Origin of the sequence: Pedobacter sp. 22226, assembly GCF_052045455.1 — a bacterium.
Classification (GTDB): domain Bacteria; phylum Bacteroidota; class Bacteroidia; order Sphingobacteriales; family Sphingobacteriaceae; genus Pedobacter; species Pedobacter jeongneungensis.
In genome coordinates this window covers 405,812-422,453 of sequence record NZ_JBQEPB010000001.1, presented here as the reverse complement: position 1 = coordinate 422,453, position 16,642 = coordinate 405,812, and the positions used below count along the sequence as shown (strand labels likewise).

Sequence of the window (16,642 nt, the reverse complement as noted above, 5' to 3'; positions counted from 1 at the left end):
AGCCATGGAATTTATCCACACTGGCCCACAGTAATAATCATCTATTCTTCCGGGATATCTTCACTGATGGATAGTATCTGTATTTTTTAATTAAATATTGGCCGATATCAGTGCCACGATACGCTCCTGGTGCTTCAGTATCTCATCTGTTCCCCACTCCGCCTCTTCCATCATCACCAGTTGTTTCACACTTTCCCTGGATCTGGATTCGATGTAATATTTCTTTTTGGCCTCCGGCAGATGATTACTCAGCCTGGAATTGCTGCCATGTGAAATCAGACAGAGATTCCCGATTGAATTGAGGATATCTGGGTCCTTGATCGGCTGTCCACCAATCGGATTTTGGGGAAAGTAATGTTCTACAGAACTTCTAGAAGAAAATTCAAAGTCCCTGTATTTATCCGGGGACTGCCTGATCAGCAGATAGTCGATATAATTGAAGACCAGATTATTTCTCAGATTCCCGTAACTCATATAGTGTTTGATATCCGACAGATTGTTCTCTTCGAGTTCCCCGCCATTGATTATTTCATTATAATCCTGTTCACGGTTATGCAGGTAACGGAATCTTAACAAACGCTTGGCAAGGTTAACAAGAAACCCAGTGTAGCTGTCAGGATCAACCTCTACGGGAGCCGAATCATGATACCCTGGCAGATAGCGATAGTTTTTCATCAGATAATCAAGACAGGCATACAGCCAGTTTTTGTAGACCATGGTCGGGTTGGATACATGGAACATCGAGAGGAGCAGAACAAGTTCAGTTCCGGATGTACCAAAAGTATTCACATAATTGTAGGAATCATTTTTTCTTTCAGCTGTTACCGGATAATATTTAAGCATCTTCAGGCTCCATGATGATCCCGATCCCGATGATTCTCTTCTGATTACATACTGATCAAGCAGAAATTTTGCTTTCAGTAGCTGATAACCAAAATCCAGCACAAATTCCATCGCATCCTGATTATTTTTACCCTTCAGGACATCAGCAAAAAAGGTCAGCAGTTTTTTATCATCCAGCGCAATGGCATTATCCTTTTGCTTAATCTTAAGTACATGTAGCAGGAAGTTCTGAAAATTGACTATGGATTGGAACTGGGCAGACTCGGAATCGGCGACTACATGATCATTTTTCATGCGCTGCAATTTCCCCATGAGTTCATCAGTTGTACTACTGATAATTTCTTTAAAATCGATGCCTTGGACCCTGGCAAGGGTTTCAATCTGGCCAGCATCGTTATCACTAGCCGTTTCCAACTTCATGCCCGTCAGCACCTCAAAAAGCCCACGGTAGTCTGCCTGGACAAAACTATACCAATGCGCTCCAAATAACTTACCCCTAAGATCCTTCGCGAAGCCCATATGAAGGTAGCTATCCATATCCGCAACCGCATCCCAGATATGCGCAAACGCTTCCCGGAGTTTTGCGGAACCCGCATGTCCGTTTAGCTCCTTCATCAACCTTGCTTTTAATACCTCGTGTTTTTCAAGCTGCTCTCCACGTGAGTTCATGATCTCAAAATAATGATTGAGATCGGTACCCTCCGGCACAAGCACCCTCACAAGAATGACATTGTTAAAAATATAGTCAATAAATTTACCGAACTCGAAATCTTCTTTTTTCTCAAGTATTTCAAGCTGTTCCATTGCCAACTTCAGCCCTTCGTAGATACCGGTGCTGAAATCAATATTTTTGGGATATTCCGCACCGTTCCTGAAAATATACTCCAATGTAAGGTCTGAGTTCACCCTGCTCTCAAAACTGATGATATTTGCTGCAAAATAATCCCGCATTTCAGCCCTCTTCATTGCTTTCAGGGCAAGGCAGATGATATTGAAGGTTGTTAGCCGTTGCTGGCCATCTATTGTTTCAAATACAGTCTGTCCATTATAATCCCGTTTGTCTGCAATAAGGGTTCCCACGTAATATTTTTTCTCGGGGCTTTGCTCAAAATAATCCCTGATATCGAATATCAGCTGCTCTATCTCCTTTTTGCCCCAGGCATAATTCCGTTGGTATATCGGAATAAGATAGCGGTCACCATTCAAAAACAACCGGCGGATGTCCAGTTCATTGATCTCTTCTTCGTTAATTAGCATAGTATGTCTTTGATCTGAAAAATTTTGCAATCCTATAATCCATTCTTCTATTTTCCTTGCCTGCTATCTGTTCCTCACAATATTTTTCAACTTCTTTTTTCACCGGAACGGCCAGGCCAAATGCCATTACCCCTTCAGGGCTTACCGCGTTTCTGATCCTGTAAAACAGGTTATGATCCAGCACATACCTATCTAGGGTATCAAAACCCAGCCGCTGGTACTCAAAGCGCAGTTGAAAACACCACACGAATGCTTTTTCGATAAAAAGATCGATTTCCTCATATCCGAATTTATCAATATAAAAGATCATGGCGCATTCAAACATGGAGCGGATATACTTTTCACCATCCCGGTTTTTATATTTATTGTTATATACAAGGTCAAGCAGTCTGGTCGATTTTTCACTGACTTGTCCTGTCCTGCTTTTATTGGCGACAAATTCATCGATGATCCGTTTATAATAAGCTACGAATTCAAAGAACCTTCTACCATTGATGATCAACTGGTCAAGCTGGAAGGGAAAGTCCATCTTCGCACCATCAATATCACGCTCAAACCCGACATTGTAATTATCTACAAATTTATGTGTGATCATCATTGGCCTGATGTAAGGGTAATTCCTGGTGCGGGAAAGGTTTACCCCTTTGAAAAGTCTGATATCTTTTTTCGTAAATCCCCTGCATCTGCTTTTGTTGGACCAGCCCTTTATCCGGTAGAGGTACTCGCTGAAAAGCGTGGAAATATGTTTCTGGTCCATCCCTTCCCACTGCTGCACAGTTCTGTTTTTCAACTGAACCTCATTGGGATCGAACTCCCTTAAATGAAAAGCTTTGAGCAGGTCGTGCGGATCAAGATCTTTTCCCCTCGCGTTCTGTGCATCGAAAAACTGAAATGCCTCGGTCACATCCTCCAGATAGAACACCACAACCTGACATTTGTCCAGAAAAAAGCGGATTGCCCTATCATCATACTTGTTTGCCGTACGCAGCGCATGCTGAAAATTACCTGCAAGCTGCTTGATACTCTTTTCACTGGTAAAACGGATCTCCATCAGATCAAGCTTTCCCCTTAAATCATTGATATCCCTATGTGTTGAAGCCTCGAACCCCGATCCATCACCCACTATCTGGCAAAGTGCATAGACAATAAGCCTGAGGGTGATAAACCGCTGCTGTCCGTCGACAATGTCATTACATATTTTATCTTCCATTCGGTTAAGGTGGATAACCACGGTGCCTATCCTATAGGCATTTTTATCCCGATGGAGGAATATATCGTTGATGAGCTGCCCGACATTACCCTCATCCCATTTATAGGGGCGCTGATATTCCGGGATCCTGATATCCATTTCCAGCAGATTACCTATGCTGATAATTTCAGCCCGGTCTTTCGGTTCCTCATCCTGATGGCTCCAAAAATTGCTTTCGGTGAGGGTACCTGCTTTTATTTCTTCGGGTGCGCCTATATTCATTTTTTTTGTGATGTCTGGTTGACTGCTATATGACTTGATAACAACTGATACCGGGTTTTCATGCCGTAAAATCAGATTAAAGAGATCGGAATTATCTTAAACGGTTGTTCTTCTCGATAAATCGGTAGATTAACGGCATCATTTCCCCAATTCCTGGGGACTTTTGTAAATCCTCCCAGCTGAAAGTACCGTCAGTAATGGCCCGGTGTGTAAAGTCAGCCAGTGAATCTTTCAGATCTGACCTCAAAGTGCCCCCTGGACCTTCAAACTTTCTGTATCTCTTTTTGTTCTTGAACATCATTTTCTCCGAAAAATATTTGCCTAGTTTCTGGTCGCCGATCTCTTCATTCAAGCAACTGTCAACCTCTGCCGGATCACAGCTGAATATGTCAATCAACCATTTACGTAAGATTGCTTTCGGCAGCAGATTCTCTATTTCCGGAAGTCCAGTCTGATGGTAAGTGAAGTTATCTCTTTTTATCTGCTCATATTTTTTATGCTTTTCCGGATCAAAATCAGAATCCGCGAGCAGAAAAATATTGGTGTTGATAAAATATGCCTTAATCTTTTTCATGGTATCATCTTCGCTTTCATCAACCGAATCGTAATCGAAGTTATAGTGAATCAGGTTGGTCCCGGCATATTCGATAAAACTGTAGTGCATTCCCTCAACTGGGTTAATTGTTTTTGTGGCGAGCTCTTTTACATAAGCGTATAGAAACGCTCTTAGATATAAACGGTCGGTAACCCCCTCCACCCATAAGGTACAGTTGCTGATCAGCACAGATGTGTTGAATACGCCCAGCATTTCAAGCACGCTATATTCATTTCCATCAAGGTTCATTACCGACGAGGAATCCTTATCCCTCTTGTTGAACACAAGGATTTCGCATTTTTGTTTACCCAATAATGCTTCTGAGAGAATATGGTTGGAGTGTGTACTGATGAAAATCCTCAGATTTTTCCCAATTATCTCCGGGTTTTCTGTTATGGCCCTCATAAAAATATTCTGAAAACCCGGATGAAGATGATTTTCAGGTTCGTCAATGAATACCCAAGTGCCAGGTTGAGCAGTAAACACCGGAAACAGCAGATTAATAACACCCTGTATACCGTCGCCAAGATCATATACAGCGATGTCTTCACGTTCATCTTCGATGGTTATTCTGATGTCCCTGTCGGTTGAATGCGCCTTTGACTGCTGTGCCACAATATCCAGTTCCTTGCCTGCAAAAAAACTCTCGCTGATAAAATTTTCAAATGCGGTAAATCCATTGCGCTGGGCCTTGGTCCCGTTTCTCGCGAACTGGATCTTTTCATAAAGGTCAAGTCCCGTTTCTATCGAAAGACCCGGAATTTCAGTTCTAAAGTATTGATCAATTATGGTTTTTGAAAAGACATCCCTGTCCCCGCCACTTAGCATTCTGGAAGTCCGCAACACCGGTATGTAGATCATGGGCTGGTTCGGATAAAACTTAGCCTCAATGTCCCGCAGGGCAGCTATCGGAATAATTATTCTGCCGATTAGATCCAGGGTTGCATCGACATCAGGAATAACGTTCCCAGGATTAACCTTTGGCACATTATAGTTTACCCCGGTGATCCCCACGGCAGAGCCAAACATAAACTTCCCGCCAGTCGACTGAAAATATTCGTAAATCGTGCGAACGTATGTCAACGCTGTAGAAAACCTTCGGATTATTATTTTGAGCGTATTAAAATTACCATCCTCACCGACAGCCATGAGCGATTCACTGATATTTTTTAAACTGGTCGTGATCTCATGCCAGCCCAGTTCGTAGCTATTACCCGTACTCTGTGCAAAATAAGAAGTCAGCTCTTCGTAGATTTCATCGCTTTTCCCACTCCGTTTCGGGTCAATTGACAAAAGTTTCTTACCAGCATCTTTTTTAACGCTAAGTTCATCGAGCAGGATAAGAATTTCATGATAAATATCATTCAGCGATGCTTCAAATTCGAAAATCACTTTAGACTCCTGCTTGATGATATTCCTTGAAAACCTGCTTTTGCGAGAGTTATTAGCGCCTACAATAATATTCACACGCTCAATATTCTCCAGAAAATAAAGTGGTTTACCGCCACTATAAAACTCTGTTTCTGCTTTATTCTGGTATAGTCTTAGATTATTCATTGAGGCGTTAAAATCAGTTTAAAAAAGAAACTGAAATTAAGTGATTTTTTGCAGTTTGGCAATGAACAGGCAAAAAAACACAGGCTCATCAGAATAAATCTGTAACTAGTTAACTTAGATGATTTTACAGTAATTTTAGCTGGCCGGTGTCAAAATTCCCCAGCTTATCAACTGTGATATTCTCCTCCGGCACACCCAATTCCAGCAAGGCAGCCAATTTTTCTGCATCTTCACCTTCATTGTAGTAGCTGACGCGCCATTTTACACGTACAAGATCAAGCCGCTTAATGATTTCCGCAAAGTACGGAATATCAACTTGTGACATGGAATGCCCATAAATATTTACCTCCGCAACCCCAGTCAGTAAATCGAAAAAATCCTGTTTTTCAGCTATGATTTTTTCCACAGGCTTATAACTGGCCAGAAAGTAGCCATCAATAATTTCCTGTCCTTCGGTAATCCTTATATCCTCACCTTCATCCCCTCTTTCTGGGAGGGGGCCGGGATTGATACCATGCCCCAACAACAGGTCAGAATCTTCGCTTTGCGCTTCATTGTGGATGTAGGTTGTATTGGATTTATCAACCTTGTATAACCTGGAAAGCGTCGGGGTATAGTTGAAATTCAAAAATATAGCCTCACGGTTAATTTTTAACATGTCTTCCATTTGACCCGGAATATCAAGACTCAGAATCCATTCGGTAAAGTTTTTTTTTAGTTCGGTGGTGACCAGTTTTATCCTTTCGCCAATCTCATATTGGTAATCATGATGATAGGCATCACTCCAGTCTTCGGCGCCATAATCCACATAGTAATTCCGGCCTTCCTCCAGAATATGGTCAGTATCAAGATCTGCCAACGCAGATTCAAAATCCGACCAGAGTTGTTCAGGATCAAAGTATTTCTCCAGGGCATGAAACAATTCTTTGTTGTTAGCATTAACATAATTGCGGAAATGCCAATATGACGATGGGATTCCATGATGTAAATCAAATCCATTGCCGATAATGTAAAGTATTTTTGAGTGCATAACTTATTTTGCAGGCAAAGATAATGGATTATTTATCCCGGAGAAGTTCATCCAAGCTACCCAAATCTCCTTAAACTATCATCCTTGATCCCCAGGAAACTGGCTACATCCCTCCTCTTTGCCACCCCGAACAGTTCTTTGTTTTCCGTTATAAATTTCCTGAACCGTTGTGCCGCCTTCAGGCTCAACAGGTCAGAGGCATGTGCCAGCCGTAACCCGTCATAATAGTCCCTGATCCGCTCTACTAGTATCGGTACCTCTTCAAAGCTGCCCTTGAGCTCCATAAATTTCTCATAACTGATCTCAATCAGCATGGCATCATTAATAACCTCGATATCATTTACAGCAATCCCCTGTGAGAAAAAACCTGGATATGCATACACGAAATCCCCCTCCCCCCAGAACCAGCTCGTCCTTTTGATCCCCGAGTCGTAACTGACCTCTTTGATAAAACCTTTCAGGACATACCATACTCTGGACGGCTTCTGCCCTTTGGACAGCAACAGTTTTCCCTTTTGTACTTCGATTAATTCTAAAAGGGGCTTCATCAACTGGATAAAACCAGGCGATATCGCATGGAAATATTGCATCCGCCCAAGCAGATGCTGGTAACATAAATTGGAGAGCATAAATCGGTAGAAGTTGGTCCTCCGGAACCATTTATGATCCTGACCAACCAAGCCTTAAAAAAGAGGACCTCTACAGTCCCCTTCTTTTGTATCCCGGTTTCCCCGGCAGATAAGAACGAAAGTTGGAAAGAATCGGTTTATAATTAAACAATAATTTCTCAATCGGCAAACTAGCATCCAGTGAACAATTAAGTTTCCACTGCCCTGTAAAATCCATTCACAGGATTGCCGCAGGATATCAAGAAAACCACCATAAACCAGATTTAGCGCCCCTCACAAAAAAATGAAGCTTCGATACTGGAACCAAGTAGCTATCCGGGTAAAAAAAGCATAAAACAAAACCAGTCTCGATACGGGAACCTTGCATCAAACCCGGTAAAAAGAATAAAATATAATATTGGTTTTCTAAGGGCCAAATCTCTTCAACAAAGCAGGGCACCTTTATCCAAAGCGCGCCCTGCCGATCACTAACTGTTCCTCTATGAAAAGTCCTTTTCTATCTCCCACAACAACCAGGTCCAAAAAGGTACAGGGCCTTTATACCCTGTACCAGAAACCAGATTGGCATCGCGCCACCTAAACTAAAATTGCTACTAATGAAGAAAATATAGCCTCTTATCAAAACCAGGTTTCAATACCCAGTGCAAAAAAAATGTAAAACAAAAATCAATTCCCAATGCCCCAAGCCAAATCCTAAAAAAGGTACAGGCCCTTATTTAAAGATGCCTGTACCCGTTAAAACCACTCACGGGACGTCCAGCTTCCTCAGCTCCGGATATGCATATAAAACAAATCCGATGAAAACATAATTACCGGAACCAGGTGTCTGATCCCTCGATTTCTGAAGGATCATGCTGCAATATTCAGAATTTGCCAGCACGAGGCATAATGATGTGGCAAGTTCAGTAAATCGGACTGCCAATTAGCACCAAAACAAACGAATATTCCGCTAAAGACACCAATATTCTCCCAGTGCTTACTTAAAATTTTGTCGTTAAAATTAGCCGCATGATATCCCAAGCCCTAGACCAGGAATAAAAAAAGGATAATAAAAAACACCTGTGTCAATACTTACGCAAGCATCTTGGTCTAAAAACAGGGAAAAAGCAGAAAAACAACAAAGAACATCCGCGTCCTGCCAACCATCAAAACGGCACCGCAGTGGAATGCTTAGCCTGGGCTAACACCATCGAAGAACTCACCTGACCGATATTTGGCAACCTGTCTAGCTTCTGTCTCAAAAAAGCATTATAGCTCTGCAGACTACTGGTTACCACCTTCAAGATAAAATCATCTTCCCCAGTAGTATGGCAGCACTCCAACACCTCCGGATATGAAGCCACGGCTGATTGGAATTCCTCTAGTGCGGCTCCAGAATGATCCAGCAAACGGATATGAACATAAGCCATCATGCAGTCCCTTAACAGTTCATAATCCAGTAGGGCCACATAGCCGCGGATATATCCGAGTTTCTCCAGTCTTTTGACCCGCTCGATGATGGGCGATTTACTTTTGTGCAGCCGCCTGCCGATTTCGTTATAGGTAATTCTTGCTTCGTTTTGAAGAAGCTTTAAGATGGCTAGATCCGTTTGATCGGGATAATAAGATTCCATTATAGCTGATTTGGCTAGTTAAGTTAATAAACATGTTCATCCGTTATAATGAGCAGCAAATATATCGCTTTGTTATCCTCATTGCAAATTACCATGGGGCTGATATACCAGTTAAAGCCCGGCTTAAATAGAATTAAATTTCAATCACATCTAACCAAATATCTGATGACGGAATTTTATTTCGAAATAAAACCAAATAACAGCCCGATTTACCAAACTTTAAGCCCAATATTTTCAACTACAAAAAACGCCCCACATTTGCAGCACAAAATTTAATCTGCGTTTCGGGGTCAGCCATAAAACCCGGATAGCGATTTTGGCTGGCTAAGACCAGCCGAGTTTTAGTCTAGTAAGAGTAGTTATAATTAGTTGGAGTCGGTCTTTGCCGGCTCCTTTCTTTCTTAAATACCGAGAACTCATTTCAAACCAATTGCAGTAACCTAAGACCTAATTATCGTAAACCAGGAAGACATCGGGCAAAAAATAAAAACTTGTATGAGAAAGACTGTCAATAGAATTCCTTCACAAACACTGTGGACTTAGAAAAATTTGTATCCCCCATCCTATTTTGCTTATCATTGCAATTTAATTTTCTGCTCTTCGAACAAACATCACCCCATTATGGACAAACAGCGTGGTCCCAGCATTCTGGTCAAGATTATCCTTATCATCGTAAGCCTAGGCACCTGGTACCTTTATCACCGTTGGCAGAAAACCCAGAAAAACAAACAGGAACTGATCGCACTTTTGCCCCAGATAGAAAAGGCTAGCGCTGAATTCAACCGGTATTTCTCAGGCACTAAATATTTCGCCCATTACGATTACCGCCAATTGGAATCCAGGCATTCCTATCTTTTGTCGCGGATACCTAAAGATTATCCCAGCTATAGCTTGACTGAACAGGAGTTCAGTACCGTTGACCGTTTTACCGGCCTCCACCGCAATATCAAAAAATCCAGGCTAGAGTATAACAAAGCATTTACCCGGTCTGAAACAGACCAATACAGACCATTCTTCTCAAAATTGGAAAAATATCCCCTATCCGATGAGCAGATGCGAGCAGTAGTCAGTGAGGAAGACAATAACCTGGTCATCGCAGGTGCGGGTACGGGAAAGACAACCACGATCAGCGCAAAGATTGCCTACCTTTTGGACAAAAAACTGGCCAGGCCTGAAGAGCTTCTCGTAATCTCATTCACCAATGCGGCAGTAGAGGAAATGTTTGACCGCACCTTGCGTTTCTGTGGAAAAGATTCTGGTGTAGACCAAGTCACCTTCCGTACATTCAATTCATTTGGCAACCAGGTAGTCCGTCACTGTAATCCCCATCCTAAACAGATCGCCTTTGAAGGCAAGGACTACAAGGCCAAGGCATTCCTCCAGCAGCATTTTGACCTGCTCTTCAAAAGCGATGAGGACTTCCAATCCAAAGCCATCAATTTCCTGGCTTTTTTTAACCGCCCCATCAAGGACGAATTTGAGTTCAACTCTGCAGAAGAATTCAAAAGGCACCAGCAGTCACAGCACTGCATCAGCCTGAACGGCATTGAGGTAAAAAGCGCGGAAGAACTCCAGATCGCAAATTTTCTTTACCTGCATCAGGTTGATTTCGAATATGAATCAATTTTCCCGTTGGAACGAGAGGACCGCAATGCGGATTTCAAGGCCTATGCCCCAGATTTTTACCTCCCTGGTTACGATATCTACCATGAACATTACGGCATTGACAGAAACGGTGATGTGCCAGACTGGTTTTCTACGAAACCGCCGTTTAAAACTGCAAAGGAGTATTATCATCATGGCATAACCTGGAAAGAGCAGATCCATCAAAAGTATGGCACCAGGCTCATCAAAACCTATTCCTTCCAGAACAGGGATGGATCGATGCTACGGTCACTAAAAGCACAGCTCAGTTCATTTGGCGTACTTCTACGGAAAAGAAACCCGATAGAAATCATTGCCACGCTGAAAAAAACAGAAAACTTCGAGGGGTTCATCGGCCTGATCTATACTTTCCTTAACCTGATGAAATCCGGGGGGATTATGCCCGGCCAATTGAAAACTGAGGGCATGGAACAGCGGTTTTCGGTCTTTCTTGATGTTTTCACCCCGCTTTTCTATGCTTACGAAAAAAAATTACGAGATACCGGCAGCATTGACTTTAACGACATGGTCAACCATGCGACCAGCTACATCAGGGATGGTAAATACCAAAAAACCTATAAATATATCCTGGTGGATGAATTTCAGGATATGTCCCAGGGAAGGTATGCACTGTTGGACGCGTTGAAAAAAGCCAACCCTGCAGCCAAGCTCTATGCAGTGGGCGATGACTGGCAATCGGTTTACCGTTTCAACGGCAGCGACGTATCGATCATCAGCCGCTTCAATGAATATTTTGGTACCACCTCGCATAACCAGATTTTGCAGACCTACCGTTTCAATACAGAAATTCTGCAGGTAAGCAGCACCTTTATCCAGAAAAACCCAGGACAGCTCCGAAAGAAACTACACTCCCCATTTGACGCAAGTTTTCCTGCCTTTACGTTAGTTCCTGTAGCTCTGAATAAAATGAAAAAAGCAGAAATTGATCTTTATTTGTTTGATAGGATCAATGAGCTTCTAAGGGATATTGCAAAAAATGCCCACAAGGCAAATGTGTTCCTAATTGGAAGATACAACCACAACATACCTACTGAGCTTTCTGAACTAAAAAAAATGCACCCAAGCTTGCGGATTTCTTTCCATACCGCACATGGGAGTAAAGGACTCACATGCGACTACACCATCCTTTTAGGCCTTGATTCTGGAATCTTTGGGTTTCCATCGGAAATCGCTGATGATCCTGTACTGGATTACCTGCTTGAAGATAGTGGCAGTTATGACAATGCGGAGGAGCGCAGGCTTTTTTATGTGGCCATGACAAGGGCGCGTCATAAGGTGTATCTGATGTACAACAAGCACAACCCGAGTAAGTTCATCGGGGAACTCAGAACAGAACACGAAATGGAAGAAAATATCAACCTGGAATATTAAAGTCGCTGCTTTATAGGAAGAAATTAACTAAGCAAATCAAGGTATCCCTACGCGAGGATCAGGCTGAGTTCCTTTTCCAGCTGTTTGGTATCAGGCTTACCAAACAAAGCTTCCTTCATATTGGCTAAATTGTTCAAAAGTCCAATCTCACGTACCTGATTCCTAAATTTCTCAGTAGAGCGATCAGAGGCACAAAAATAAAAGATCAATAATAGCTCCTGGTTACTCAAATTGCTGATAAGGTAATCAAGGAAAAATTCATGCTGTCCATTCTTATAAATGAAGTCGATCAGATAGGCGATATTCTTGGTATAGCCATCCAAAAAGTTCCCTAGATTTCTGTACGCGTTGGTATAAACCATTCCGTATGCCTCTTTCCTTAACTCAAAACTGCATGTGTAAAAAAATGCCGCAGCTAGCCTTGCGAGTTCAGCATCCAGCATTGAATTCGTCCGGCGTGGATCGCCAAAGTATTTCTTGATGAGTTCTGTCCGTTCCCCTACGGTAGGTAAGGCAGTAATTTTTTCACGCAGTTCGAGTGCCTGTTTTTCATCATATATATTGCCTATCAAAGAAGCCTGACAAACCGAAAGCACCCATTTAGCTGGAATGGCTTCGGGCATTTCTACAAACAGCCCCTTGCCCACTAGTTTACTTGCAGCATTCATGCGGCGGGAAAAATCCCTGGCAAGTGCATCCATGGACCTATAACTGGTGTGTGTGACCGTATTTTCATTAAGGTGTTCAGTGAAACTAAAATTAATGATCCGTTGATTGAGGTTATCGATTAACCTGAAAAACAATTGTTCTTTTAGCAAATAGTTCTGCTCGTTTTGCGCCTGTGTAAACAGCTGTACCTGAAGTTTATTTGCCCTGAATTGCATGTAGAAGGCCAAAAAAGTAATAAATACGCCCGCAAGTGCAATGAAAGGGTTCATTACGCCACCTATTGTATCACCTATAGTACCAGTCAGCAAATAGTCTTTATACTCGGTCTTACCTGTAAAATAAGTAGGTGCATAAAAGGAAAATACGACCAGCCCCAAAGAAAGAACGATCAACAGAATAACCAAAGCATCCCTTATTTTATCTGCTTTTCTTCGTGGTAATTTACGTGCTTCGTTCCTGGAATAGTTCGAGGTAGTAGGGCTGGAGTTGCGTTGCATGTTTTAAATTTTAGAGCGGTCTGTTCTTCCCAGAATAGTTCCAGGATCAATTAGGTAAATGTCTTTATAGCGAAGCATAAAAAAATGCCATAGTTGCGGTTCCACGACATTTTCACTGTTTAATAATGTTTTATTGGGAGTTCTATGCAGGCTGCAAATTGTCTTCTTCCAAACGGGCACTGAAATCCGTCGATTCCTTGTGCGCAAGGGTAAAAGCGAGTGCTTTTTTTACAAAATCGTTTAGCGTAAGATTATGCACCGCTGCAAAAAGTGCTGCCTGTTTATGAAGATCGGCGGGTACCCTTACATTGAAGGTACCTTTATAAGTCTTATCAGGAACCTTGCCTATCTCGGCACAGGTTTCAAGATAATCTTCCACCGCCTCCTCAAAGGCAATTTTTAACGCTTTCACAGAATCTCCTTCGAAAGTCACCAGATCATTGATCGCCAGTATCTTTCCAAAAAAAACGTCATCGGTACTGCTGTAATGTACCGATGCGTAATAACTTTTATAACTTAAGATGTCATTCATCATTTAAGTGGCCTTTGGCCTTTAAGTCTAGTAGCACCTGCCGGATCGCATACTCCTTTATAATATTGGAGGGATGAGGTTCATGAAGGGAAATGATATTCTTTTTCTCATCTACAAATTTCCTTCTCGAACCGCCAGTCTTTCCGGCCTTAATTTTTTTAAAACCAAAATGGGTCAATACCCTTAGCAGTTCTTCCCATGTAAAGTCCTTGGGAGCGGACAAAAATCTTTCAAGCAATTTTTCGATACCTGCCATAGCAATAATGTTTTTTTGTTATTAATCATATGTCCTCCGTTTTGAACTGTTTAAAAATCTGGTTTGCTTGCATGCCCAAAGGCTAATCCAAAGTTAACAATTTAAATTCAATTTGCAACTAAAATTTAGTTACAAAATATATTTGTTGATATTATCGCTTTAAACATCTTGCTAATCCGCTGTTAAATCAGGTTCACCCAACCAAAAAATCACACTAAATCTGAGAGGACACAATGATCAAATGCCAAATAAAATGATACTTCCTGTTACGACAGCCATTAAGAAACCTGGTCTTAACAAAAAAAGAAACTAGGCTTTAGCAAAATACCCCCTCCTGACCAGATTCTCCAACATATCTTCTACCATATCCTCCAGTCCGAATTTAGCTTCCCATCCCCAATCTTCCCTTGCTTGTTGGTCATCGATCGAATCCGGCCAACTGTCCGCAATCTGCTGGCGAAAATCTGGAAGGTAATCCAACCTGAAACCTTCTATATGCTTCCCGATTTCCTCGCCCAACCCATCCGGCGTAAAACTCATCCCCGAAAGGTTATAGGATGTTCGAACATTTATCTGTTCCGCAGGAGCATCCATCAACTCCATCGTTGCCCTGATTGCATCGGACATATACATCATCGGGAGCGCCGTACCGGGCTTTAAAAAGCAGAGGTAATTCCCTTCGCTGAGTGCCTTGTGAAAGATATCCACGGCATAGTCCGTCGTCCCACCACCAGGAGGTGATTTGTAACTGATCAGCCCGGGATAACGCACGCTCCTGACATCCAGGCCGAACTTATCAAAATAGTATTGGCACCAATATTCGCCCGCCGCCTTGCTGATCCCATAAACTGTTGATGGGGCACTGGCATTAGCCTGCGGAGTGAGTTGTTTCGGCGCATTGGGACCGAACACAGCAATGCTGCTTGGCCAGAACACTTTTTGCATTTCGCATTTCACCGCTACATCCAACACGTTCAATAGGCCATCCATATTCAGCTGCCACGCGATAGCTGGCTCTTTCTCACCATTAGCAGAAAGCATTGCGGCAAGTAGGTAAATCTCAGTAATTTTTTTTTCCCTACAGAGCATTAATAGGGCAGATTTATTGAGCACATCCAGTTTCACGTAAGGCTGAATTTCTTCAGTCACCCTGCTACGTTCCCTGATATCTGCGGCCAGAACCTGGTCACGTCCATATTTCGCCCTCAAGGCTCCAGTGAGCTCTGATCCGATTTGCCCACAGGCACCAACCAATAATATCTTTGTTTTTTTCATAACCTTTTATAGCCAATGTATATCGTCATCCTGACACTCGTCTTTACTTTTGGGCAATCCCTTTTTCCGCAGGATGAGCCCTGCCGATAGCACCAGAACGAAGAGCACTCCGCCATGTACCATGATATCATTAGTCATTATTCTATTGTTGTTTTATATTGCTTCTCCATCTGGACAAAAACCGTAACCACAAATAGTTGATTTTCAATCCCAAAATCTGGAATGTTATTTTCATGTTCCATTCGTTTTTTTGGACAGGACATGTATCTGGCGCATTCTTCCAAAAGAAAGGCCCTCTAATGGACAACAGCTTGAACCATAAAAACAGCGCAAGGATAAGCAAAGTGTCCAAAAGCATGTCCCATCTATCAGCCATTCACGATACCGCGGTTCCCCACCAGCTCCCTCAACTTTTTGATCGCCCCTTTTTCGATCTGCTTGATCCTTTCTGAGGTGAGTCCACAATTATCTGCGACAACCCCGTAACTGGATTCCATCGAGCAGTTGATCCCATAAAGTCCTTCAATAACCTTCCGTTCCTTTCTATTCAGGGCGGCAAGCAGCCTTCCAATCAAAAGCCCACGGTCATTGATCTCCGAGAGGTAATCAGTTGGCATCAGGCTTTCATCCCTGATAATATCGCAGAGCTGCCGGTCCCCCATGTCAATTCCCTGCGGTTGGTAGATGGAAAGTGGAATACGGTCCAAATGCAACTGTTCGGCTAACTGGTGCGTTGGAACTCCAACGGCCTCTGCCAGTTCCTCCACTGTCGCTGTTCGTTCCAGGTCCTGCTCCAATTCACCCATTTTTTGCTGCGCCACAGTGATATTGCGGACCTGGTTCATGGGAAGCCGTACCATCCGGGAATGCTCACCGAGCGCGAGTAGCATGGCCTGCCTGATCCAGTAAACGGCATAGCTGATGAATTTGAAACCCAATGTTTCATCAAACTTTCCCGCAGCTGCGATCAACCCGAGGTTACCTTCATTGATCAAGTCCCCTAAAGGCAGTCCCATATGTTCGTACTTTTTGGCACAGGTGACTACAAATCTCAGATTCCCCCTTACCAACCGTTCTACTGCGGAACTATCCCCTTCCCTGATACGCTTGCACAACAATACTTCTTCCTCTTCACCCAATAGGTCAATCTTTGCCAGGTCAGCAAAATACAGGTTGAGTGAATGGAATTCACGTGTAGTAAAAGATACTTCGATGCGCAGGGCTTTCATTCCCGGGTTCTTGCTCATAAATCTGTTTGTACCCGGCAGATTGGATTGCAAAGTGCTGGTTAGGTTGCCGTAAAATTGAAAAGTTCCTCACAAACGCACCAGTAAAGCAAACAGAAAAGTAAATCGGACTGAATAACAGAATTGAAATAAAAT

General features: G+C 42.7%; 12 protein-coding genes. 1 reads left to right on the top strand and 11 read right to left on the bottom strand.

The window, feature by feature from the left end:
- Positions 1–90: 90 nt before the first annotated feature.
- The 6 genes from ACTJKC_RS01815 to ACTJKC_RS01790 form a co-directional block, all read right to left on the bottom strand.
- Positions 91–2,100 carry a GmrSD restriction endonuclease domain-containing protein gene (locus tag ACTJKC_RS01815; RefSeq protein WP_440789732.1) on the bottom strand — a complete coding sequence of 670 codons (2,010 nt, stop codon included), beginning with the start codon at positions 2,098–2,100 and terminating at the stop codon, positions 91–93.
- Positions 2,090–3,571, bottom strand: a complete 1,482-nt coding sequence (locus tag ACTJKC_RS01810) for a DUF262 domain-containing protein (RefSeq protein WP_440789730.1) — start codon at positions 3,569–3,571, stop codon at positions 2,090–2,092. Before ACTJKC_RS01810 ends, ACTJKC_RS01815 begins: the two co-directional genes overlap by 11 nt.
- Before the next feature lie 91 nt (positions 3,572–3,662).
- Entirely contained in the window at positions 3,663–5,723 is a 2,061-nt protein-coding gene (locus ACTJKC_RS01805) for an ATP-dependent nuclease (protein ID WP_440789729.1), read from the bottom strand.
- A 124-nt stretch (positions 5,724–5,847) separates the two neighbouring features.
- Entirely contained in the window at positions 5,848–6,753 is a 906-nt protein-coding gene (locus ACTJKC_RS01800) for a bacteriophage abortive infection AbiH family protein (protein ID WP_440789727.1), read from the bottom strand.
- 56 nt (positions 6,754–6,809) lie between these two features.
- Positions 6,810–7,301, bottom strand: coding sequence for a Crp/Fnr family transcriptional regulator (locus tag ACTJKC_RS01795; RefSeq protein WP_440789725.1), 492 nt, complete (start codon positions 7,299–7,301; stop codon positions 6,810–6,812).
- A 1,226-nt stretch (positions 7,302–8,527) separates the two neighbouring features.
- Positions 8,528–8,995 (bottom strand): Lrp/AsnC family transcriptional regulator, encoded by a 468-nt coding sequence (locus tag ACTJKC_RS01790; protein ID WP_440789723.1) that lies wholly within the window; start codon positions 8,993–8,995, stop codon positions 8,528–8,530.
- 621 nt (positions 8,996–9,616) lie between these two features.
- Here ACTJKC_RS01790 and ACTJKC_RS01785 point away from each other — a divergent pair.
- Positions 9,617–12,031, top strand: a complete 2,415-nt coding sequence (locus ACTJKC_RS01785) for a UvrD-helicase domain-containing protein (RefSeq protein ID WP_440789721.1) — start codon at positions 9,617–9,619, stop codon at positions 12,029–12,031.
- Between the two features lie 47 nt (positions 12,032–12,078).
- On the opposite strand, the gene ACTJKC_RS01780 is transcribed toward ACTJKC_RS01785, so the two are convergent.
- The 5 genes from ACTJKC_RS01780 to ACTJKC_RS01760 all read right to left on the bottom strand — a co-directional run bounded on the left by ACTJKC_RS01780 (position 12,079) and on the right by ACTJKC_RS01760 (position 16,507).
- Positions 12,079–13,197: a hypothetical protein gene (locus tag ACTJKC_RS01780; protein ID WP_440789719.1), complete on the bottom strand. Its 1,119-nt coding sequence runs from the start codon at positions 13,195–13,197 to the stop codon at positions 12,079–12,081.
- Positions 13,198–13,339: 142 nt separating this feature from the next.
- On the bottom strand, positions 13,340–13,732 hold the full coding sequence (locus tag ACTJKC_RS01775) for a type II toxin-antitoxin system HicB family antitoxin (RefSeq protein WP_440789717.1): 393 nt from the start codon (positions 13,730–13,732) through the stop codon (positions 13,340–13,342).
- Positions 13,722–13,985, bottom strand: a complete 264-nt coding sequence (locus ACTJKC_RS01770; protein WP_440789715.1) for a type II toxin-antitoxin system HicA family toxin — start codon at positions 13,983–13,985, stop codon at positions 13,722–13,724. Before ACTJKC_RS01770 ends, ACTJKC_RS01775 begins: the two co-directional genes overlap by 11 nt.
- A 309-nt stretch (positions 13,986–14,294) precedes the next feature.
- Positions 14,295–15,260, bottom strand: a complete 966-nt coding sequence (locus ACTJKC_RS01765) for an NAD-dependent epimerase/dehydratase family protein (protein ID WP_440789713.1) — start codon at positions 15,258–15,260, stop codon at positions 14,295–14,297.
- A gap of 368 nt (positions 15,261–15,628) precedes the next feature.
- On the bottom strand, positions 15,629–16,507 hold the full coding sequence (locus tag ACTJKC_RS01760; protein ID WP_440789711.1) for a sigma-70 family RNA polymerase sigma factor: 879 nt from the start codon (positions 16,505–16,507) through the stop codon (positions 15,629–15,631).
- Between the last annotated feature and the right edge of the window lie 135 nt (positions 16,508–16,642).

Bases quoted from the DNA above. Each gene is read 5' to 3' on its own strand.
- ACTJKC_RS01815 (WP_440789732.1), bottom strand. From the start codon at position 2,100: ATGCTAATTAACGAAGAAGAGATCAATGAACTGGACATCCGCCGGTTG.
- ACTJKC_RS01810 (WP_440789730.1), bottom strand. From the start codon at position 3,571: ATGAATATAGGCGCACCCGAAGAAATAAAAGCAGGTACCCTCACCGAA.
- ACTJKC_RS01805 (WP_440789729.1), bottom strand. From the start codon at position 5,723: ATGAATAATCTAAGACTATACCAGAATAAAGCAGAAACAGAGTTTTAT.
- ACTJKC_RS01800 (WP_440789727.1), bottom strand. From the start codon at position 6,753: ATGCACTCAAAAATACTTTACATTATCGGCAATGGATTTGATTTACAT.
- ACTJKC_RS01795 (WP_440789725.1), bottom strand. From the start codon at position 7,301: ATGAAGCCCCTTTTAGAATTAATCGAAGTACAAAAGGGAAAACTGTTG.
- ACTJKC_RS01790 (WP_440789723.1), bottom strand. From the start codon at position 8,995: ATGGAATCTTATTATCCCGATCAAACGGATCTAGCCATCTTAAAGCTT.
- ACTJKC_RS01785 (WP_440789721.1), top strand. From the start codon at position 9,617: ATGGACAAACAGCGTGGTCCCAGCATTCTGGTCAAGATTATCCTTATC.
- ACTJKC_RS01780 (WP_440789719.1), bottom strand. From the start codon at position 13,197: ATGCAACGCAACTCCAGCCCTACTACCTCGAACTATTCCAGGAACGAA.
- ACTJKC_RS01775 (WP_440789717.1), bottom strand. From the start codon at position 13,732: ATGATGAATGACATCTTAAGTTATAAAAGTTATTACGCATCGGTACAT.
- ACTJKC_RS01770 (WP_440789715.1), bottom strand. From the start codon at position 13,985: ATGGCAGGTATCGAAAAATTGCTTGAAAGATTTTTGTCCGCTCCCAAG.
- ACTJKC_RS01765 (WP_440789713.1), bottom strand. From the start codon at position 15,260: ATGAAAAAAACAAAGATATTATTGGTTGGTGCCTGTGGGCAAATCGGA.
- ACTJKC_RS01760 (WP_440789711.1), bottom strand. From the start codon at position 16,507: ATGAGCAAGAACCCGGGAATGAAAGCCCTGCGCATCGAAGTATCTTTT.